This is a genomic window from Niallia sp. FSL R7-0648 (assembly GCF_038007005.1).
Taxonomy (GTDB): domain Bacteria; phylum Bacillota; class Bacilli; order Bacillales; family Cytobacillaceae; genus Niallia; species Niallia circulans.
Genome location: NZ_JBBOWE010000001.1, coordinates 3911554 through 3933906, shown reverse-complemented (window position 1 = coordinate 3933906; position 22353 = coordinate 3911554). Strand labels below are relative to the sequence as shown.

Sequence of the window (22353 nt, the reverse complement as noted above, 5' to 3'; positions counted from 1 at the left end):
AATAAAAATTAATACATTTGAGAGTTTATTATTCCTATAGATAAGAATTAAAGCTAATCTTGAGTATTTGTTTATCTAGCAATATATATTGAAAGGAGAAAATAGGTTGAAGAGGATAAGTATTAGTTTTCTACTGTTTGTTTTTATTATGCAAACAGTAATGAGCAGCATTCTTTTACCTTCATCAGTATTAGCAATAGAACTGGATGATAATCCGATAATAGATGTGAATCTATTGGATGAGCAAGGGAATGCTGTTAATCTAGCAAATAAAGTTACGTTAGACTCCAAACTGGATTTGAAATATCAATGGTCTCTTGCTGATATCGATGTATCAGAGGGTAAAGCATTATCATTTCAAATACCTTCAGAGCTAACAGTGACTGAAGAGAAGCAAGGACCTTTAGTAACAAGTGATAATCAATCAGTTGGAGAATATAGTATCACCACCCAAGGGATTGTCACTCTCCATATTAACGCAGAGGAAGAAACTACAGAGGCTTATAACGGATTGCTTTCTGTACCAGTAAAGCTAAATGCAGAAAAGATAAAGGGTGACGAGAAGTCTCTCTCTATTCCATTTACTTTAAGGGAAGGAAGTAAAGTTATTGAGGTTGGTTTAGAATCTATCCAAAGCCAAGAAGAAAAGGATAGCTCAGGTCAGGAGAAAGCTCCTGAAACAGAAGAAGCGTTAAAAGAAGAGCAACCTAGTGATAGTGGTCAACAAGAAAAGGATATAACTGATTTACCACTAGAAAATGAAAGAAAAGAAGTAAATATAAGGGAAATTAAAAGTTCAAATATAGAAGAGAACATCCTTGTAAAAGCAGAGCTTACTTACGAGGATGAGAATGGAAACAATCTAGAAAGGCCTAATAAGAACTCCTACATTGGTGTTGATTATACGTGGAAACTTCAAAATGGCCATGGTTATAAGGATGGGGCTACCTTCACGTTTACATTACCTGAGGAGCTAGAGGTTTATAATATAGTAGATAAAGAGGAAATACGATTCAATAATCAAGTTATTGGTCATTTTTCGGTAGCGGAAAATGGAACAGCAACTATTGTATTTAATGAATTTATTGAACAATATTCTAATATAGAAGGCACGCTTAAAGTATGGACAAAGTTAAGTGAAGAGCTTGTTGTCAATGAAGAAAAAACAGTCACTATTACACCTATTAAAGACAGCAACTCAATAAAGATTCCCATTGAATACACTCCGAATGGACCAACAGTGACAAAAAGCGGGCTCGCAAATAAAGCATATAATGCTAATAGCATTTCATGGACGGTTGATTTTAATAAATCTTTAGAAAATCTGGAGAATGTTGTTTTAAGTGATCCCATTCAAACAGGCCAAGAATTAAAAGCTGGTTCTATAAAATTATTTCATTTTAATACAAAATTGAATGGTCAAATGACGTTAGGGGATGAAGTAGATCCATCCTTATATGAAATAGGAAAAGCAGAGGATAACAAAGATTTCACTATTAAGTTTAAAAATACAATAGGAACAGCTTATCGATTAGTTTATGAAACTACTATTACAGATGAAAATCAGAAGAAATTTGATAATAAAGCCATCCTTCTTTCAAATAATAATCCGAAGGGTGAAGCAGCAGCATCTGTAAGTGTAAATAGAGGAAGTCATCTAGAGAAAAGTTCGACTGGCTATGATGCAGATAAGCAAAGCATTAGTTGGGAAATCAAATATAATTACAACGAAAAAGCAATTAAGAAGGATCAAGCTATTTTAAAAGATCTATTTACAAATAGTCAATCCTTAATGAAGGAATCATTGAAGATTTACAATGTCACAATAGATGAAGACGGCAAAGAAAGTGTGGGAGAAGAAATTCCCGCATCATCATACACGCTACAAGAAATAAACGAAGATAATAAAAATGGGTTCAAGTTAAGTTTTAACAACGATATCCAGACAGCTTACAAAATAGTATATCAGACTAAAGCGATTGACCGTGTATTTGAGGGAGAAACGATTAAAAATACAGTTATATCCCCCAATGAAACAAAAGAGGCTTCAAGGAATATTGGGCAGCGTATCTTATTTAAATCACATGGAACACCTAATTACAAAGATAAGAGTATTGACTGGACCATAACATTTAATCACGATCAGTATGAGATGAACAATGTTAATTTAGTAGATATATTTGTAAATGAAGGATTGACTTTAGACAAGGATAGTCTAGTTATAAAAAGTGGAGAAAACACATTAGAATTAGGCAAAGACTATACGCTTGCTGAAACAAGTGATGCAAAATTTTCCATTAAGCTTTTGCATCAGATCGATCACATGACGACTATAAAATACAAGACATTCTTCGACTATGAAAAACGACAAGACAAAACGCATAATTACCTTGAAAATAAGGGTGTATTGACATGGATTGATGAAAATGGTGAAGAAGCGGAAAAAGAAGTAGTATCTAGGTTTACTCCGGACAGTTTTACTCAATCCAATGGCTTTAAAAATGGGAATTATGATGCAATTACGAAAGAAATTACGTGGAACGTTGGAATTAATTATAATGAAAAGCTGCTGCGCAATGCGGTAGTAGAGGATTATATTTTAGGAAACCAGCGCTTAGTAGATAATTCCATTGAAGTCTTTAAAATGAATTTAACAGGTGGTTCCAATGGAATAGGGAAAGGGGAACTAGTTCCAAGTGAAGACTATTCTATATCCAACAAGGAAGATGAGAATGGTAATAAAGGATTTAGAATTGAATTTAAAGAGGAAATTCAATCCGCCTATTATATTACCTATAAAACTAGTTTAAAGGATTTAGCGTTAGTAAGTTCGAAATATGATAATAAAGCAGTTTTATATGATGGAGAAACAAAAGAAACCGAATTATCTGCATCTGTTAGTATCCCGCATGGTGGTACTTATATTACGAAGGATGGAACGCAATCCGGAAAACTAATTGATTGGAAAGTAAATATCAATTTTGCCCAATCTCAGATAATGAATGCGAGCATTGAGGATATTCCTAGTCCAAACCAAATGTTATTAAAGGACTCTTTTCACCTTTATTCAACTAATGTAGATTCGAAAGGGAATGTAACAAAGGGGGAAGAGCTGGTTCAAGGAAAGGACTATTCTCTTCAGCTTGAGGAAGATCCAAGTTCATTTAAACTAGTGTTTCTGAAAGAAATAAATGAACCTCATATACTTGAGTATCAGTCATATATCCAGGCGAATGTAAATGATGCAGTTAGTAATGATGTTTCTATTACAGGAGAAAACATCGAACCAGGGCAAATCTCGTCCACAGAGAAAGTTGTTATAGTCAAAAGAACAGCTGGTATGGGAGATGGAACTGGAGTGCTTGCAAACTTGAAAGTTGTTAAAATCGATGCAAGCAGTCAGGAAAAATTACAGGGAGCTGCTTTTTCACTTGTTGATAAGCAGAGTGGCATTACATTAAAAACAGCGGTCACTGATGACAAGGGAGAAATCCTTTTTGACAAACTGCTTTTTGGTGATTATGTCTTAAAAGAAGATAAAGCACCAGAAGGATATTTAGCAGGCATTAATGGAGAACAAAATATAACAATTGAAAAAGAGAATAGCGAAATAACGATAAAGAACCAAAAAATAATCAAAGCCGTACAGTTAACGAAAGTGGATATGGCCTCAACAGATACTACATTGGCTGGAGCTACTTTTAAGTTGTTGAAGAAGGTTGACGATAAGTTTGTTGAATTAGAAACATTGACAACAGATGGGGAAGGCAAGTTATTTAGAGACAACCTAGAGCCTGGAGAATACCAGTTTATAGAAACGAAAGCACCTAATGGATATGAGCTTAATGAGGAACCGATAGCTTTTACTATTAAGGAAGATCAAACGAAGGCGATAGAACTAGTAGCAAAAAATAAAAAACTCGGTTCTGTAGAGTTAACGAAACTAGATATGGATGACAAGCAAACGCCGTTAGCGAATGCTGTATTCCAGTTGTGGAAAGACGGGGAGCTTTTAACCTCGAATCTTACAACAGATGAAAAAGGGCTCCTTTTTGTAGAAAATCTTAAACCTGGATCTTATCAGTTTATAGAAACTACAGCACCTGATTATTATAAGCTGGATTCTAAGCCCATTGACTTTACGATTGAAGATGGTAAAACAGATCCAGTTAAGGTAACAGCCTATAATGAGTTAGTTGAGGGTTCCGTTGAATTAACAAAAGTGAATCAGGCTGATTCAAAGGAAGCATTAGCAGGAGCAGAGTTTGAACTCCGCAATGAAGCAGGGGAACTAATTGCGGAAAAACTAGTAACAGATAAATCTGGTAAAATAACGGTTGATCAATTAAAACCAGGAAAATATCAGTTTATAGAGGTAAAAGCACCAGCTGATTTCCAATTAAATAGTGAACCAATCAGCTTTACGATTTCCAAGAGTAAGACAGCAGCTGATGCAGAACAAGTAAAAGTGACAGCAGCAAATACGTTGATCCCAGGCTCTGTTGAACTGACAAAAGTAGAGAAGGATGATCATTCGATTGTTTTAGCAGATGCTGTATTTGAGCTACAAGACAAAGATGGAAATATAATCAAGTCTGATCTTATAACAGATGAAGAAGGAAAAATTTTAGTAGAAAATCTGGTACCAGGCACTTATCAATTCATCGAAAAACAGGCTCCTTTTGGCTATGTATTGGAGAAGGAACCAGTTATTTTCGAGATAGAAAGAGGGCAAACGGAAGTACTATCCATTCAAGTTGAAAATGAATTAATTCTTGGAGCGGTTGAACTTCTTAAAGTAGATGCGGATAATGATATGATGCCATTAAAGGACGCTGAATTTGAATTACAAGATCAAGAAGGTAATAGCATCAAAAGCGGACTAATCACCAATGAAGAAGGAAAAATATTCATTGATGGCTTAAAACCAGGCAACTATCAATTCGTTGAAACAAAACCGCCATTTGGCTATAAAAAAGTGGAAAGCCCAATTAGTTTTGTTATTGTTAAAGGACAAGAAAAACCACTATTGAAGGTAGTAACGAATGAACTAACATTGGGTTCAGTCGAATTAACAAAAATAGATGCGGACAATCACAATCTGGTCTTAGAAGGTGCGGAGTTTGAACTTCAAGATAAGGAAGGAAAAACGCTGCAAGAGGGATTAAAGACAAATGAAGAAGGGAAAATTCGCATTGACGGCTTAAAACCAGGCAGCTATCAATTGGTTGAAACGAAAGCGCCAGTTTACTATCAATTAAATGAAAAGCCAATAATTTTTACAATCGAAAAAGGACAAGAGAGAGCATTGGAAGTGACTGCCGAGAATAGCCTTATTACTGGATCGGTAGAATTAACGAAATTAGATGCTGATCAACAAGATCAATATTTAAGTGAAGCCGAGTTTGTCCTTCAGGATGATAACGGTCATATCTTGTTCGAAAAATTGGTAACAAATAAAGAAGGAAAAATTGTAGTAGAAAATTTAAAACCAGGAAATTACCAGTTTGTAGAAGTGAAGGCGCCGAAAGATTATGTTTTAAATAAGAAACCCGTAGCTTTCACTATTTCTAAAAGCGAAACAGCCGCAGATGTAAAAGTAGTAACCGTTTCTGCATTTAACGAACTAACACCAGGTTCAGTTGAGCTGACGAAAGTAGATGCAGACGATGGGAATCTTGTTTTAGAAGGAGCGGAGTTTGAACTTCAAGATACGGAAGAAAAAACACTGCAAGAAGGATTAAAAACAGATAAAGATGGAAAAATCTACATCGATGGCTTAAAACCAGGGAAGTATCAACTAGTAGAGACGAAAGCACCAACTTACTATCAATTAAGTAAAAAACCAATTGTTTTCACCATTGAAAGAGGACAGACGAAAGCATTGGAAATAACAGCTGAAAATAGTTTAATCACTGGTTCAGTGGAGTTAACAAAAGTAGATGCAGATGATAAGAACCTTCGTTTAGAAAACGCTGAGTTTTCGCTGCAGGATATCGAAGGTAATACGATACTAGGTAACTTAAAAACAAATAAAGATGGAAAACTTCTAATTGAAGGGATAAAGCCAGGCAAGTATCAGCTGGTAGAGACGAAAGCGCCAGTTTATTATCAACTAAACAATAACCCAATTGTCTTTACGATTGAAAAAGGGCAAGAACAGTTATTGGAAGTAAAAGCTGAAAATAGCTTGATAACTGGTTCAGTAGAATTAACAAAAGTAGATGCAGACGATAAGAACCTTGTTTTAGAAGGAGCGGAGTTTGAACTTCAAGATACAGAAGGAAAAACACTGCAAGAAGGGTTAAAGACAGATGAGGATGGAAAGATCCGAATCGAAGGCTTAAAACCAGGGAAGTATCAATTGGTAGAAACGAAAGCACCTGCTGACTATCAGTTAAACGGCAATCCGATTGTCTTCACGATTGAAAAAGGACAAGCGAAGCCATTGGAAGTAGTAGCGGAGAATAGCTTAATACCAGGTTCAGTAGAATTAACAAAAGTAGATGCGGACAATAAGAATCTTGTCCTAGAAGGGGCAGAATTTTCACTTCAAGATACAGAAGGGAAAGTACTGCAAGAAGGGTTAAAGACAGATAAGGATGGAAAAATCCGAATCGAAGGCTTAAAACCAGGGAAGTATCAATTGGTAGAAACGAAAGCACCAGCATACTACCAGTTAAACAGTGATCCGATTGTCTTCACAATTGAAAAAGGACAAGAAAAACAATTAGAAATAACGGCCGAGAACAGTTTAATTACTAGTTCAGTAGAATTAACGAAGGTAGATGCTGATCAACAAGAGCAATATCTGAGTGGGGCTGAGTTTGTCCTTCAAGATGATAAAGGCAATATCCTGTTTGAGAATTTAGTAACAAATGAATCAGGTAAAATCCTAGTTGAAAATTTAAAACCAGGAAATTATCAGTTTGTAGAAGTAAAGGCACCAAAAAATTATAATTTAAATAAAAAGCCTGTTCCTTTTACAATCTCAAAAAGCAGTACAGCAGCAGAAGTAAAGAAAGTGACAGTTATAGCAACAAATGAATTAACACCAGGAGCAGTAGAGTTAACAAAAGTAGATGCAGATAAGAACGATCTTGTTATTGGAGGAGCAGAGTTTGCGCTTCAAGATATGGAAGGGAAAAACCTTCTAGAAGGGTTAATAACAGATAAGGATGGGAAAATCCACATCGATGGCTTAAAGCCAGGGAAGTATCAATTGGTGGAAACGAAAGCACCAGCTTACTATCAGTTAAACAGCGATCCGATTGTCTTCACGATTGAAAAAGGGCAAGGGAAGACATTGGAAGTGAAGGCCGAGAATAGCTTAATACCTGGTTCGGTGGAACTAACAAAAGTGGATGCCGATCAACAAAACTTACCATTAAGTAATGCGGAATTTGTGCTGAAAGATAGCCAAGGGAATGTTTTAATCGAAGGCTTAGTGACAAATAAAGCAGGTAAAATTCTGGTAGAAAATTTAAAACCAGGTGATTATCAGTTTGTGGAAGTGAAAGCGCCGAAAAACTATGATTTAAATAAGCAGCCAATCCCTTTTACTATCTCCAAGAGTAAAACATTAGCTGATGTAAAAATGGTACCAATCACAGCAACTAATGAATTAACAGCAGGAGCAGTGAAATTAACAAAAGTTGATGCAGATGACAAAAACCTTGTCTTAGAAGGGGCGGAGTTTGAACTTCAAGATACAGAAGGGAAAGTACTCCAAGAAAGCTTAAAGACTGATGAGGATGGAAAAATCCTTATCGAAGGTTTAAAACCAGGGAAGTATCAATTGGTAGAAACGAAAGCACCAGCTTACTATCAATTGAACAGTGAGCCGATTACCTTTACCATTGAAAAAGGGCAAGCAAAAGCATTGGAAGTAGTAGCCGAGAATAGCTTAATACCAGGTTCGGTAGAATTAACGAAAGTCGATGCAGATGATAAAAACCTTGTCTTAGAAGGAGCGGAGTTTGTTCTTCAAGATACAGAAGGAAAAGTACTCCAAGAAGGCTTAAAGACTGATGAGGATGGAAAAATCCTTATCGAAGGCTTAAAACCAGGGAAGTATCAAATGGTAGAAACAAAAGCGCCAGCTTACTATCAGTTAAATAGTGATCCGATTGACTTCACTATCGAAAAAGGACAGGCGAAGACATTAGAACTTATGGTCACTAATAAGTTAATATTGGGAAGTGCAATAGTGAAGAAGGTGGACGAGAAAACAAATCAACCATTAGAAAATGCACATTTCAAGTTAACTGATAAACAAGGTAATATCATCATGGAAGAGGGAATTAGCGGAAGAGATGGCAGTTTAGAATTAATAGATTTATTGCCTGGTGAATATCTCTTATTTGAAACGAAAGCACCTAATGGCTATAAGAAATTATCAGAGCCAATCATGTTTGAAATTACCAAAGGGCAGCAAGAACCAATTGTTGTTATAGTAGCAAACGAAAAGGTCGTTTCCGGAGAACAGAAACCAACGAAAGAGTCTGACGATGAGAGTGGTACTAAAGGGGAAGATTCTTCTGGTTCGAAAAATAACCCTGGAAAGACGCTTCCTGATACAGCAACAAGTTACTTCAATTACATTTTAGCAGGAGTGCTCTTAATAGGTTTTTCTGTTTTAATTAGAATTAGAAAAAGAGGAAATTAAGAAACAGAAATCTACTATCTTCAACGTAAGCTAATAATAGAGAAAGCAGCTGAATTGTCAGCTGCTTTTTTTAGTGTGCTAGAGATAGCAACCATCTAATCGATGTAAGTTCTCTTTAGCGGGATTCCTTCTGTGCTATTTTCCCGACACTCGATTTCATAGGAGTAATTAATACCCATTAATTACTTTTATAAAGATATATCCTCTTATTCGTTTTAATAGGTTTTTAGAGGGAATCGGTAGAATGTCCCTTAATAGGAAGCTATTTTTGCTTTGGATAGTCGAACATTACTAAAAGCGATTCCTCCTAATATTAAGGCAACACCGATCCATTGCAGCATGCCAACCTGTTCTCCTAAAACGAGTGCAGACATCGAGACAGCTACAGGAAGCTCAGAAGCTGTTAAGATAGTGCCAAGTCCCGGTCCAATTTGTGGCATTCCAATAGAATAGAGCAGAGGCGGAAGAACTGCACCGAAAACTCCAAGCAGCAATCCATATGGTGCTACCCCTATTAACGTGGAGAAATCCATTAAATAAACCGGTGGAAATACTAGAAAAACAACGAATAAGCCACCTACGGAAAGAAGGCCGCTCTTTAGGAGAGGAGCAGTGTTCTTTCCGACAGATCCGCTAAGAAAAATAAAAGTAGCAAAGGTGAAGGCAGAAAGTAATCCCCAACCGGCACCTTGCCAGGAAATATCCATGCCCCCTTCTAAAGAAATGCCTCCTGCGAGGACAGAGCCGAATAGAAGAATAATAATCGAGATGACCTTCTCCTTTGTAGGCTTTTTCTTATAAATAACCATTTCGAAAAGCGTGCCAATCCAAACAAATTGAAACAGTAAAATAATTGCAAGGGAAGCATTTATTGTTTGTAAGGATTGATAATAGAAAATTCCTGTCATCCCAAACGGAATACCAGATAATAAGAGTTTAATAGCTTGCATGAACGTTACTTTATATTTCTTTGTAAGTAATACAAGAATCCATGTAATGGCTGTACCAAATAAATATTGTGCACCTGTTACTTCAGCTGCCGAAAATCCAGCAGCATAGGCAAGTTTAACAAATGTAGACAAAATTCCGTAACAGCAGCCACCTAAAAAAACGATTAAAGCATAATTCCATTTTGCCAAAATAAATTTCCTCCTTTTCAACATAAAAAGCCACACAATTGTCAAAAGACAATCGTGTGGCGAAAATAGAGTTTCCTCTAGAAAAATCCACGTCCTACACCAGGTTTTATTATTACATTCCTCATTTATTATAAGAACAAGCCTGCTCGTTGTCAAAGGGTTAGAAAGAGAAACAGAGAATAAGTTCTAGCGTGGGCATTTAACTAAGGATAAAAACAAGAAACCTGTTAAGAGAAAAATTCAAAATAATCTTTTTTAGCTAAAAAGGGAAACGGAAGAACTTCTCTTGCTTCCCTTTATGAAATGTATGTGAATTAGTACACAAATAAGGTTTTTTCGAATCTATGTGGAGTACAATAAGGGGAGAAAAAGAATTTGAGGAGTGAATTGAAATGTGTTCTGATGATCAAGCGTTTTCAGGTGTTGATGGAATTGTAAATGAGCTTCATGTAAATCAGGTACAGAATACTAATTTTATGGAGCGGGAGGGGATTATTCAAATGGGATACATCTGCAAGTGCAGCTAAGTTCCAAGCAATATTCAAATCTATTAAAATACGGATACTCAGGTAAAAAGAACAATGTCTATTTCGCAGTAAGATCGAATAATCATGTCCATCTCTATGCGGCTTCTACAGAAGATATTAACAAACTTTTAGAAGTGATCAGTAATTAAGGGAAGCAGAAGGAGGGTTCTAGTGAGATCATCCGACTCATAAGAACCGTCCTTTTATGTACCAATCTGATATATCTTTCTTGGTCTTCCTCTTGTAAGAGGAACTTCTTCGCCGATTATTTTGGCTAGTCCTTGTTCTTTTAAATTTGTCAGTATTCTTCTAGCATTTCTTGGTGTCATTTTGAGCCATTCAGCTACGTCTGATGCAGTTATTGCATGTTTTCCAGTATTTTTTTGGATAGAGATCAATTTGTTATAGGTGCTAATAGTCACTCCTGCTTTTTTGAGTTTATTGCTAAGCTCTTCATCTGTCACCCTGTAATTAAATCCTATGGTTTGATTTTGCTGAAGTGGACCAGTAATATTTCCTTTATCATCGACAAGAAAACCGGTATAGGTTCCATATGCCTCTGCATGTTCCAGTGCTAGAATGGCGTTTTTCTCCGCAATCATGGCGGTGTCCCCATAACCAATTCCGACATTTGCTTTAGAATCTGTAAGCAGCTCTATCTGAGAAAGAAGGGAAATTCCTTGTTGACCGTTTCTTTCAATCGAGCCCCTTGTCGAGAAAATAATAAAGCTGCCGATACCTGTCGTAATAAAAGACCCTGAAACAGATTCAGCAAAATCTAATACGGAATTTTGGATTTTTAAATTTAATCGATGTAAATCATAGGAAATCGAATCCTTTGCAGCTGTATCCATCATTTCCCCAATTTTTATCATCATGACTGCAATTTGGGAATTACGGAAATGAAGTTTTTCCCATTTTTCAAACCCTTCGCTAATCGTTTGTTTAATATTCTCTTTTGTGGCAGTCACTCGATAGACAGGAATATTCAGCGAAACAAGCTTGTCATAAACGGAGCGAAGGGAGGTGATGCAAATATCTACTTTCCTATTCCGAAAGAGATTAGTATGATATTCAACAATGTCATTGGATGAGAGTCCGACATTATGTAATAAATGTAATTGGTCTAAAGGAATATGGTTTTCCTGATAAAGGTCGATAAATTGCTGTTTAAAAAAACTATCGATACTAATTTTTTCAATGTTTTTTCCATCCTTATAAAGAATATTTAATAGGATGATGGCAATAGCGCCTTGATTAAACCGTGGATAAAAAAATAATTGCTGCTGGTGAAATTTTTTCGTCAAATGGTAAGGGGTATATCCTGTACATATCCAAAAATCAACAAATTGCTGCTTTTGTTCTACAATTGCTACCGAGTCACTTGGTTCGTTATAAATACATGGAATAACTTCTAGAGTGGGCTGGAATTCTTTAGCGATATTCATTATTTTCTGGACCGAGTCTTTTGGGCCGAGCAGCCCAGCTTTTGCTTTCATGATTGCATTGCCTCCGACTATTTTTTCCTCGAGTATACTATAGGAAATAAATAATGAGCAAACTGAATTTCCGTAATAATTCTGTAATAATTGGAGAGAAAAATTATGTCAGATAATCTTACAGGGTTTTTAACATGTGTTATTGACTTTGATATTTTGTCTCTCTATACTTTAATTTAAGGGTTAATTAAGGAAATATTCCGAATTTAACAAAAGAATAAAGGGGGAGGAAAAATGCAAGATATCATTACATTTGCCGCGACTGGTGATTCCTTTATCACACGTAAGCTTCCAGTCAAAACTGCATCCTATAAAGAAATTGCTGGAATTATTAATCAAGCTGATTTTCGATTTACGAATTTAGAAGTCACACTTCATCATAATGAAGGTATTCCCGGAGCAGAAAGTGGAGGTACTTGGGCGATGGGGTCTCCAGAACTTCTGTCTGATTTAAAGAATTATGGATTTAATACCCTTGCATGGGCGAATAATCATACCTTGGATTATTCTATTGATGGATTGAAAGCGACAGAAAAATATTTAAATAAGTCAGGCTTTGTACATGCAGGTGCTGGACAGAATTTGGCCTATGCGAGTGAACCCAGATATCTAGAGACAGATCCTGGCAGAGTTGCCTTAATATCAGCCACATCCACCTTTCATGAGTCATGGGTAGCAGGAGAGCAACGCCCAGATATGATAGGAAGACCTGGCATTAATCCACTACGTTATAAAACCACCCACCAGATTACACCTGAAAATATGAATACTTTAAAGCAAATAGCCTCAACCACTTATATAAATGCAGCTCAAGAATTATCCATTAAAGAAGGCTTTCTTTTAAGAAGAACCGATGGGATTTTTTCTTTTGGAGACTACTTATTCGAAGAAAGCAAAGAAGAAGGACAAACGACTACACCGGATGAAAGAGATATGGAACGGATCATAAGAAGTATTAAACAGGCCAAAAGACAAGCTCGCTATATTATTGTAAGTATTCATGCTCACGAAATGAGAAAAGGAGATAAGGAACTACCTGCTCAGTTTTTGGAGAAGTTTGCTCGAAGATGCATTGATGAAGGAGCACATGCTGTCATTGGTCACGGTCCGCATGTATTAAGAGGAATAGAAATTTATAAAAATCGTCCGATATTTTACAGCTTAGGTAATTTTATTTTTCAAAATGACACTGTACCTTATTTACCAACAGACTTTTATGAAAAGTATCAATTAAGTCATACGGATAATGTCGCAGATGCACTAGATAAAAGAAGTAAAAATAACACAATTGGGTTTGGGACAAATCATAAAATTTGGGAATCGGTTATTCCAGTTTGGACAATGGAAAAAGGTGAATTATCAGAACTAAAGCTCTACCCAGTGGAATTAGGCTATGGGAAGAAAAGATATGAAAGAGGCTGGCCGGTTCTATCCGATAATCAGGACATATTGCAAAGACTTGCTAAACTTTCTGAGCCATATGGTACGCAAATCAATCTAGAAGGAAATATAGGGATCATTCGTTTAAAAGAGCATACAACCGCAATTTAAAAAGACAGAATATTTTTAAAATAGAGGAAAAAGCTTTTAAGTTCTTAATAAGGAGTGTATTTCAATATAAGATGTCCATTTAGAATGGATCGATGTAAGCAGGAAGTGCCTTCGGAAATTACAAATTAACGATAAACATGTTGTTGCTTTTCATTTATATGATTGATTAAAAAGTGAGAGAGGAGTGCAGATTTCATGACAAATGTTGAGCAGAAAACAGAGGGGGTTACCAAGAAGGTGGGGCAAGTATATAAACTACTTGCTGAGAATGAGCAAGTCCAAAAAGCACTAGAGTTTTTAGAAGAGGATAATGAAGCAACAACTGAGGAACAAATTGAACTGACGGAAATAGAGGCACCAACTTTTGAAGAAAAGGAAAAAGGAGAATGGTATAAAAAGAGATTAGAAGCGTTAGGTGTTAGGGAAGTAACTACAGATGAAGTAGGAAATGTTTTTGGTGTGCTGCCAGGAAGCGGGAAAGGTCCTTCCTTAGTTGTTTGTGCTCATTTAGATACCGTGTTTCCAAGAGGGACAAATGTAAAGGCAGTCCGCAAAAACGGATTAATTTATGCTCCGGGGATTTGTGATGATGGAAGAGGGTTAGCTGTTGTTTTAACCATTATTCGAGCGCTTGCTGTGGCGGGGATAAAGACAGAAGGGGATCTTATTATTGGTGCCACAGTGGGGGAAGAAGGACTGGGAGATTTAAGAGGGGTGAAATCATTATTTGAAAGTCGTCAAGATATAGATGGTTTTATCTCGATTGAGCCTGGGGATCCAAGTCGTATCACTTATTTAGGCACAGGAAGCAAAAGATTTAATGTTTTATTTAAAGGACCTGGTGGGCATAGCTTTGGGAATTTCGGTATTCCAAGTCCCATTCATGCATTAGGGCGAGCAATTGCCAAAATTTCTGACCTAGCGACACCTATTGAACCAAAGACGACGTTTAATGTAGGCATGATAAAGGGAGGAACATCTGTTAATACGATTGCGGAAACATCGGAAATGCTAGTTGATTTACGTTCGAATTCACAAGAAGAACTTGAAATAATCGAAAGTAAATTTTTACATTTGATGGAGCAAGCAAAAGAAGAAGAAAATGCTCGCTGGAATGTGGAAGCACAAGTTAGTCTTCAGATAGAAAAGGTAGGTGATCGTCCAGCGGGATCACAAGATAAAAATAGTGTCATTGTGCAAGCTGCTCAATGTGCGACAGCAGCGCTAGGGTTTGAACCGATTCTAGATCAGGCGAGTAGCACTGATTCGAACGTTCCTATTCATTTAGGGATTCCAGCCTTAACGCTCGGCGGCGGTGGGGAAGGTGGAGGATTCCATACATTGCAGGAATATTATAACCCTGCCGGCGCTTATACTGGGGCACAAAAAATATTATTAACAATTCTCGGCTTAGTTGGATTAGAACAGGTTACCGCTCCACTATTGGAGAAAGGTAAATAAAATCTTAAATGGCTGCTTAACTTTGGTAAGCAGCCAAGTGTAGCTAATCGAGGTATTAAAGAAACGGCTGAAGAAGTGGCAAGATCCATTTGAAAGGCTTAGGAGCAGATGGAGAATTAGTCGCAATAGAAGAAAATCCGATTGATCAATAATGGGGAAGTGACTCTTTTTCGTCAAAAATTCGTTACGGTATGCAAGAGGGATCGCTAATAATAAAAGGGCTCTTCTTGATAGAATGGTGCTATGCATACATATTAAGCAGTAGTTGAAGAACTATCGATTAATCTGATTTTTTTTAGTACTTTTAATAAGTAAAGTTTTTTTTGTTAATATTATGATGAATATAAATATTAGGATTTTAAAATAAATGCTTTAGAAAGGGAAAGCATGTTGAAGAAAAAAGTAGTTTTGATATTTGCTTTAGTAATTCTGTTAATAGGAGGCTGCTATTATTTATTTATCTATTTTCCTTATCAATCTTCCAAAGATTTTTTCGGCTTCCCCGTTCCTAGAAATGCTGAAATAATTAGAGGAAATGAAACGACAAAAACTTATAAATGGTCAAGCGCATCAGAAGAACATGGTATTCCCTTTGGATATGCAAAAGCCATACAATCATATGGTTGGAAAAAGGGAGAACAAGAGGGAGCTTTGGTTTATTATAGCAACGGAGAGCATCAAATCATATTGATTTCTTTAACAGAAATAATAAGCATCGAAAAAGTAAAGTAAGAAAATAAAGGAAAAGTGAAATGGAGAAAAAGAGCTATTCTAAATGGAGTTGTGGCTTTTTTGGGAGTTAAAATATATAAGTCTAACCGACGGCATAGGTGGAAAAAATACAAGAATCGACTATAAAATATTTTTCCAAATAAATGAAACTAATTAGCTCTTTAAAACGTATTCTTAAGTAGCAATTGTTAAACAATAGATGTGGAGGTGTAAAAATGATATTTTTATGGCTATTTGCCCCAGTGGTAATTGTGGTGGGACTTGTACTATTTTTCGCAAAGAAATCTGGAATGACTGCACCTGACGAAAATAAACAAGCTGATAAATTAGGAGAAATAGTCCATTATAATCGAGTTAATTCAAGTAGTGGTCCAGGAGGAAATAGTTGAATAAATGAGAGTAGAAGAAGCAAAAGGACGGCTCTTGTGAGAATTTATAATAATCACAAGAACCGTCCTTTTTGTGAAGTGGAGGGCGGGGAGTACTAGAACCGTCCCTCCGAGGTCATTACTTAATCACGACATATTCTAAATTAACTAGTTTTGCATAGGTGATAATTTGATCGGTTGTTAGGTTTAGAGAAACGACTGTATGGTGGCCGCCACCGTTTTCGATCCATGCCTTTACGCCGTCTTGAAAATTTGGTTTGATATTCCATAATACCCGAGCTACTGGAAGATTTGGGGCTGGAACGGTTGGTTCGAATGCGGATACTTCATTGATTAAAAGCTTGTAATGAGTACCGAAGTCAGCCATGGAAACAACAACTCCATCTCCTGCTTTTCCATCAAATACTAATCGAGCTGGATCCTCGCGATTGCCAATTCCTAATGGAGATACAATAATTTTCGGTTTATTGCTTGCTAAAGTTGGATCGACTTCGAGCATATGTGATTGAAGTGCGGCTTCTTGACCAACTGCTAATTCATAGGTGTAATCCTCCATAAAGCCTGTTGACTCGTTATGGCTCATTACTTTTAGAAGGCGATCAAGTGCAGCGGTTTTCCAATCGCCTTCGCCGGCGAATCCATAGCCTTGCGCCATTAAACGCTGGACAGCAAGACCAGGGAGCTGTTTCATGCCATATAAATCCTCAAAGTTTGTGGTAAAAGCGTTGTATCCACCTTCATCAAGGAAGCGTTTAATGGCAATTTCATAGCTTGCCTGCACTTTTACGCTAGCTTCCCAATCTTCCTTATTATAGCTTCCGTAGTCAAAGTCATATAGTTCTTCATATTGTGCAAATAAATCATTTATTTCATTTTCGTTTACTTCATTTACATATTGAACAAGGTCGCCGATTCCAAAATAATCAACGGTCCAGCCAAATTGTATTTGTGCTTCGATTTTATCTCCTTCTGTCACCCCGACATTACGCATGTTGTCGCCAAATCGCGCAACCTTAATTTGAAAGCTTTCGTTATAAGCGACAGCTACGTCCATCCAATCAGCAATTTGCTGCTGTACTTTTGCGCGCTGCCAGTGGCCAACCACTACTTTATTTTGTTTTTTCAAACGTGCATTAATGAAACCGTACTCTCGGTCCCCATGAGCTGCTTGATTTAGATTCATAAAGTCCATATCAATTGTATCCCATGGAATGCTTTCATTGTATTGTGTTGCTAAATGAAGCAAGGGCTTTTGTAATAGCTTGGTGCCGCGAATCCACATTTTCGCAGGGGAGAAAGTGTGCATCCAGGTGATAACACCAGCTACTTCATCTCGGTAGTTAACTTCTTTCATCATCTTTGTAATGGTATCTGCGCTCACTGCTAAATCTTGCAAAACAAGCGGATAAGGGAGCAGACCACTTTCATTTAAAGTGTCTGTCATTGTTTGTGCATGGGCTTTGACTTCCTTTAACGCTTCTTCGCCGTATAGATGCTGGGATCCTACAACAAACCAAAATACTTTATTAGTTGACATGCTATTTCCCTCTTTCTAATAATAGTTTAGTAGCTTAATATTACTTTTGACCATAATAAGCATTCTTTCCATGCTTTCGTAAATAGTGTTTATCCAAAATACGCTGCGGCAATTCTTTGGAAAAATGGTTTAATTCTCTTGTAAATAAATTCATCTTGGCCACTTCATCCAACACGACACTGTTCATAACAGCTGATTTAGCATCTTTTCCCCAAGTGAAGGGACCATGACCATGCAGCAAAACGCCAGGGATTGCTAAGATGTCTAATCCCCGTTCTTCGAAAGTTTCAATGATTACTTTACCAGTCTCTGCTTCATAACCACGATCAATTTCTTCTTGTGTTAAAAAGCGAGCACATGGTACAGCACCATAAAAAGTATCAGCGTGTGTAGTTCCCAGAGCGGGAAGATCAAGTCCTGACTGAGCCCAAATGGTTGCCCAAGTGGAATGAGTATGGACAATTCCGCCGATTTCTTGATAATGTTTATAAAGAACAGCGTGAGTAGCTGTGTCAGAGGAGGGATTCAACGTTCCTTCTACAACATTTCCCTCTAAATCTATTACGACCATATCGCTTGGCTGCATTGTTTCATAATCAACCCCGCTAGGTTTAATCACGAATAAACCACTTTCGCGATCAATGGCGCTGGCGTTTCCCCATGTGTATTTCACGAGTCCCTGCTTAGGTAATTCCAAATTTGCGAGAAAAACTTCCTCTTTCAGCTTTTCTAACATGTAAATCCCTCCAATTATCCTTTAAAGAATCAAATTTTCGATTGCAGCTTTTTCGATTGCTAGCCCTTTTTTATAGAGTTCGATAAATTCTTCAAAGCCTTCTACGTCAAAGCGGTCTGGATAAATCGTCTGCTTATCTATCTCTTTAAATACTCTTTTGTCGAGATAATCTTCTAAACTATCATGCTCGTTATTATTTAACATATAAGAAGCGAGAATAGCGATTCCCCATGCGCCGCCATCTCCAGCAGTATCCATGACAGAGACAGGTGTGTTCATTGCAGCTGCCACAATTTTTTGTCCCACGACAGGCGTTTTGAATAAACCGCCATGTCCTAAGATGCTGTCTATGGTAACATTTTCTTGTTTGGTCAAAATATCCATTCCAATTTTTAAAGCTCCAAAGGCCGTAAAGAGATGGGTTCTCATAAAGTTTGCTAAATTAAAATTGCTCTCTGGCGAGCGGACGAATAAGGGACGGCCACTTTCTAAACCAGTGATATTTTCACCTGAAAAATAGCCGTAGCTTAGCAATCCGCCACCATCTGCATCCGCTTTCAAAGAAGTGTTTAATAAAACATGGAACAATTTGTCCATTTCTACCTTTTGTCCCATTGCTTCTGAAAATTCGCGGAATAGGCGCATCCAGGCATTTAAATCACTCGTACAGTTATTGGCATGGACCATTGCAACTGGAGATCCATCTGGAGTTGTGACAATATCAATTTCTGGGTGAACGGCTGAAAGGTCTTTTTCTAATACAATCATGGCAAAAACAGAAGTTCCAACGGAGACGTTTCCAGTCCGTTTCTTCACGCTGTTGGTTGCAACCATCCCTGTACCGGCATCTCCTTCTGGAGGACATAGGGGAATACCTGGTTGTAAATTCCGTGAACGATCCAGAATTTTTGCGCCGATTTCTGTTAATTTTCCGGCTTGTTCTCCGGCTATAGCGACTTTTGGAAGGATATCCTTCAGTTTCCAAGGGTATTCTTTTGCAGCAATTAATGCATCGAATTGTTCTATCATTGATTCATTATAATCTTGCGTTGTTTCATCAATTGGGAACATACCGGAAGCATCGCCAATGCCGATGACCTTTTGACCAGTTAATAACCAATGAATATATCCAGATAAAGTAGTAATATGGTCGATACGCGGGATATGCTGTTCATTATTCCAGATAGCTTGGTAAAGATGTGCAATACTCCATCTTTCTGGAATATTGAATTGGAATACATCAGTTAATTTTTTTGCAGCAGTACTTGTGGTAGTATTGCGCCAAGTTCGAAATGGAACAAGTAGTTCACCAGTATGATCAAAGGCTAAATAGCCATGCATCATCGCAGAAAACCCGATCGAACCAACTGTGCGAATAGTTACCCCATAATTTCGTTCAACCTCTTGTTTCATTTCACTATAAGCTGTTTGTAAACCAGTAATAATGTCTACTAAATTGTACGTCCAAAAATCATCTTCTAAAAGATTCTCCCACTCATAACTTCCAGTTGCGATGGTTTCAAAACGGTTGTTAATTAAGACAGCTTTGATTCGCGTGGAACCGAATTCAATTCCAAGTGAGGTTGCCCCCTCAACAATATCTTGTTTGGTATTTGCTCGATTATTTTTCATATATTCCCTCCTTGACAGCGGTTTCGTAATCAGTGGAGATAATGGTCTTTATTAATATCATTTTTATACCTATACTTTATAATGTGTACGTACCTTTGTCAAATATATTTATAGATGTTCATACAAATAAAAAGAATTATGAATAGCCTTATTACTATTAATACTAGCCTGAATATAAATTTATGTATATTCGTATAAAAAATTGTCGGAAAAGTAAAATGGCATTAGCTGTGTTTAATTTGTATGCACTAATATGCATTGTTTTGTTTCTGTAGCAGTTATGCTAAAATATGACCATACAAATACCGGATCGTCATTACATTGAAGGAAGTGCATTAAATGAAATTAAAGTATCAGATCATCATTGATGATATAAAAAGTAAAATTCTTTCTGGAGATTATCAGGTTGGAGAACAAATTCCTACTGAATCAATCTTGCAGGAAATGTATAAAGTTAGCCGTCATACGGTGCGAAAAGCAATCTTGGAATTGTCTAATGACGGATTTCTCCGAAGTGAAAAAGGATCTGGTACCTATGTAAGTAACTACTATCAATTAAAAGGGAATGGAAAATCCAAAAGGAAAACAATTGGTGTTATTACTACCTATATATCTGATTATATCTTCCCTTCCATTATTCGAGGAATTGAAAGTCGGTTAAATGCAGAAGATTATTCTTTATTATTAGCAAGCACAAACAATGATGTGGAACAAGAAAAGAAGGCATTAGAAATGATGCTGGCATTTGGAGTAGACGGTTTAATTGTTGAGCCGACAAAAAGTAATTTATACAATCCAAATATTGCTTACTATCTATCCTTTAAAGAGCAAGATGTTCCATTCATTATGGTCAATGCCTATTATGAAGAACTAGAAGTGCCATTCTTCTGTCTTGATGATGTGAAATCTAGCTATCTTGCAACAAATGAATTAATCGCAAAAGGGCATACAAAAATTGGCCTTATAGCAAAAATGGATGACTTACAAGGAAAGTTTCGTATGAAGGGATACATAAAAGCATTAGGAGAAGCAAAGCTGCGTTTTCAAGCAGAGCATGTTTATTCTTTTACAACCGAAACAAAGCCTGATTTAAATGTAAAATTAAAGGAATTTCTACAGGAAAACATGGATGGAATGACAGCGATTGTCTGCTATAACGATGAGGTAGCGTTAGAGGTTGTTCATGTATGCAGAAAACTGAACATCGCCATTCCAGACCAATTATCGATTATTGGTCAGGACAATTCCTATATGGCAAAAAACGCTAATATCAAGTTGACTACTTTAACACATCCGCAAGAAAAAATGGGACACGATGCAGCAGAATGGATCATTAAGAAACTACAAGGCAAAAAAGATTTGAAAAACGAAAACTATTATCAACCAGAACTCATCCAAGGAGAAACAGTGAAAGGTCTGATATAGGATGCAGAGTGGCGGTTTCCACGCAAAAAGGTTCCCCAGCCCTAAAGGAAAAGGACTGGGGGAATATATAAGTAATTAACCATTTTGGGGAAAGGGAGAGCTTTACTATATTTGCAAAATAAGCTATTTCGTTTTTAAAGTGATTAGTCCAATGCTCGGAGTATTGAATAATCGAAATGAAGCAAACCATGGACCAGTTACCCCTAACCCACCATTTACATATTGTGTATGATTTTTTACAGTATGAACCCCTGTTACATTTACCTTTCCTGGAAATAATCCATAATTCGGTGCATAGAGAGGACCGATAATTGGTAGTTTGAATTGGCCGCCATGTGTATGACCATTAATGCTCAAATCCCAATGTCTCCATTCTTTATCGGTATCCTTTAAAGAGGTTATCCGATAATCATGGAGTGTAGTGCTTTCTTTATCAATTTCTGTAGGGCGATGCGAGATTTCAATGGTGAAAGGCTCGTTCTGCTGTAGGTAACGAAGCTCAAATTCTTTCCTTGCTTCTATTAAGTGATAGGGGATTTTATCTGCCCCTACTTCATTTATTCCAGCATATGGATTGGTTTTTAACCAAATAGACTCATCACCTTTTTTTAGTTCCTGACCAGGATATAATGGCTTCACTCCATATTTCATAAATAATTTATAAAATGGGTTGCTTTTTGTCAGTGCTGCTGTACTATTATCAGCATCTTTGTCTCCTAAAATATAGTACATTTCTTTCTTTTGTGGCATTCCTTGTAATAGGTGTTCGAGTGGTTGTAAATTTTCTTCTTCGGAAATATAATCCCCTGTGAAAACAACTAAATCATATTGTTGCTTTTTTATTAAATGAATCAGCTTCTGCTGATCTTTTCCGAATTCCTTTCCTTTCAAATCAGAAATCTGTAAAATATTGAAATGATCAAATGCTGCTGGCAAACGGTGGTTGACAATCGTTACCTTATCTACTACCACGCGATTGTTATCCCAAATAATTCCTATAATTAACAAGGTGAGTGCTGTCATTATAACCCAAAAAGGTTTTAGCTTTTTCATTTCT

The 22353-nt window shown here is 36.8% G+C and carries 13 protein-coding genes; 7 read left to right on the top strand and 6 right to left on the bottom strand.

Annotated features, from left to right (window positions below; translation table 11 throughout):
- Window positions 1-106 precede the first annotated feature (106 nt).
- Window positions 107-8668, top strand: a complete 8562-nt coding sequence (locus NSQ89_RS19060) for a SpaA isopeptide-forming pilin-related protein (RefSeq protein ID WP_341133050.1) — start codon at window positions 107-109, stop codon at window positions 8666-8668.
- Between the two features lie 251 nt (window positions 8669-8919).
- Here the strand turns inward: NSQ89_RS19060 and NSQ89_RS19055 are convergent, their stop codons facing one another.
- Window positions 8920-9807, bottom strand: coding sequence for an EamA family transporter (locus tag NSQ89_RS19055; RefSeq protein ID WP_095259256.1), 888 nt, complete (start codon window positions 9805-9807; stop codon window positions 8920-8922).
- Between the two features lie 392 nt (window positions 9808-10199).
- Here NSQ89_RS19055 and NSQ89_RS19050 point away from each other — a divergent pair, with 392 nt between their 5' ends.
- On the top strand, window positions 10200-10334 hold the full coding sequence (locus NSQ89_RS19050; protein WP_341133049.1) for a hypothetical protein: 135 nt from the start codon (window positions 10200-10202) through the stop codon (window positions 10332-10334).
- A gap of 203 nt (window positions 10335-10537) precedes the next feature.
- Here the strand turns inward: NSQ89_RS19050 and NSQ89_RS19045 are convergent, their stop codons facing one another.
- Window positions 10538-11833 carry a hypothetical protein gene (locus NSQ89_RS19045; RefSeq protein WP_341133048.1) on the bottom strand — a complete coding sequence of 432 codons (1296 nt, stop codon included), beginning with the start codon at window positions 11831-11833 and terminating at the stop codon, window positions 10538-10540.
- Window positions 11834-12067: 234 nt separating this feature from the next.
- On the opposite strand from NSQ89_RS19045, the gene NSQ89_RS19040 reads away from it, so the two are divergent.
- The 4 genes from NSQ89_RS19040 (at window position 12068) to NSQ89_RS19025 (ending at window position 15966) form a co-directional block, all read left to right on the top strand.
- Window positions 12068-13384 carry a CapA family protein gene (locus NSQ89_RS19040; RefSeq protein ID WP_341133047.1) on the top strand — a complete coding sequence of 439 codons (1317 nt, stop codon included), beginning with the start codon at window positions 12068-12070 and terminating at the stop codon, window positions 13382-13384.
- A gap of 195 nt (window positions 13385-13579) precedes the next feature.
- Complete coding sequence (locus NSQ89_RS19035; protein ID WP_341133046.1) at window positions 13580-14845, top strand: M20/M25/M40 family metallo-hydrolase; 1266 nt, start codon at window positions 13580-13582, stop codon at window positions 14843-14845.
- Window positions 14846-15232: 387 nt separating this feature from the next.
- Complete coding sequence (locus NSQ89_RS19030; RefSeq protein ID WP_095259257.1) at window positions 15233-15577, top strand: hypothetical protein; 345 nt, start codon at window positions 15233-15235, stop codon at window positions 15575-15577.
- A gap of 215 nt (window positions 15578-15792) precedes the next feature.
- Entirely contained in the window at window positions 15793-15966 is a 174-nt protein-coding gene (locus NSQ89_RS19025) for a hypothetical protein (RefSeq protein WP_156485407.1), read from the top strand.
- Window positions 15967-16084: 118 nt separating this feature from the next.
- Here the strand turns inward: NSQ89_RS19025 and araA are convergent, their stop codons facing one another.
- From araA to NSQ89_RS19010, 3 genes are read right to left on the bottom strand one after another with little or no spacing between them, the layout of a single operon-like run.
- Window positions 16085-17503: an L-arabinose isomerase gene (gene araA, locus NSQ89_RS19020; protein ID WP_047942115.1), complete on the bottom strand. Its 1419-nt coding sequence runs from the start codon at window positions 17501-17503 to the stop codon at window positions 16085-16087.
- A 40-nt stretch (window positions 17504-17543) separates the two neighbouring features.
- A complete protein-coding gene (locus tag NSQ89_RS19015) occupies window positions 17544-18239 on the bottom strand; it encodes an L-ribulose-5-phosphate 4-epimerase (RefSeq protein ID WP_047942116.1) in 696 nt (231 codons plus the stop codon).
- Window positions 18240-18260: 21 nt separating this feature from the next.
- The gene (locus NSQ89_RS19010; RefSeq protein WP_341133045.1) at window positions 18261-19871 is read right to left on the bottom strand and encodes a xylulokinase; all 1611 of its coding nucleotides are present in this window, start codon (window positions 19869-19871) and stop codon (window positions 18261-18263) included.
- 339 nt (window positions 19872-20210) lie between these two features.
- Between NSQ89_RS19010 and NSQ89_RS19005 the strand changes: the two genes are divergently transcribed.
- Window positions 20211-21296: a GntR family transcriptional regulator gene (locus NSQ89_RS19005; protein WP_095320877.1), complete on the top strand. Its 1086-nt coding sequence runs from the start codon at window positions 20211-20213 to the stop codon at window positions 21294-21296.
- 123 nt (window positions 21297-21419) lie between these two features.
- On the opposite strand, the gene NSQ89_RS19000 is transcribed toward NSQ89_RS19005, so the two are convergent.
- Window positions 21420-22349, bottom strand: a complete 930-nt coding sequence (locus NSQ89_RS19000; RefSeq protein ID WP_047942120.1) for a metallophosphoesterase — start codon at window positions 22347-22349, stop codon at window positions 21420-21422.
- Window positions 22350-22353: the final 4 nt, after the last annotated feature.

Bases quoted from the DNA above. Each gene is read 5' to 3' on its own strand.
- NSQ89_RS19050 (WP_341133049.1), top strand. From the start codon at position 10,200: ATGTGTTCTGATGATCAAGCGTTTTCAGGTGTTGATGGAATTGTAAAT.
- NSQ89_RS19045 (WP_341133048.1), bottom strand. From the start codon at position 11,833: ATGAAAGCAAAAGCTGGGCTGCTCGGCCCAAAAGACTCGGTCCAGAAA.
- NSQ89_RS19040 (WP_341133047.1), top strand. From the start codon at position 12,068: ATGCAAGATATCATTACATTTGCCGCGACTGGTGATTCCTTTATCACA.
- NSQ89_RS19035 (WP_341133046.1), top strand. From the start codon at position 13,580: ATGACAAATGTTGAGCAGAAAACAGAGGGGGTTACCAAGAAGGTGGGG.
- NSQ89_RS19030 (WP_095259257.1), top strand. From the start codon at position 15,233: ATGTTGAAGAAAAAAGTAGTTTTGATATTTGCTTTAGTAATTCTGTTA.
- NSQ89_RS19025 (WP_156485407.1), top strand. From the start codon at position 15,793: ATGATATTTTTATGGCTATTTGCCCCAGTGGTAATTGTGGTGGGACTT.
- araA (WP_047942115.1), bottom strand. From the start codon at position 17,503: ATGTCAACTAATAAAGTATTTTGGTTTGTTGTAGGATCCCAGCATCTA.
- NSQ89_RS19015 (WP_047942116.1), bottom strand. From the start codon at position 18,239: ATGTTAGAAAAGCTGAAAGAGGAAGTTTTTCTCGCAAATTTGGAATTA.
- NSQ89_RS19010 (WP_341133045.1), bottom strand. From the start codon at position 19,871: ATGAAAAATAATCGAGCAAATACCAAACAAGATATTGTTGAGGGGGCA.
- NSQ89_RS19005 (WP_095320877.1), top strand. From the start codon at position 20,211: ATGAAATTAAAGTATCAGATCATCATTGATGATATAAAAAGTAAAATT.
- NSQ89_RS19000 (WP_047942120.1), bottom strand. From the start codon at position 22,349: ATGAAAAAGCTAAAACCTTTTTGGGTTATAATGACAGCACTCACCTTG.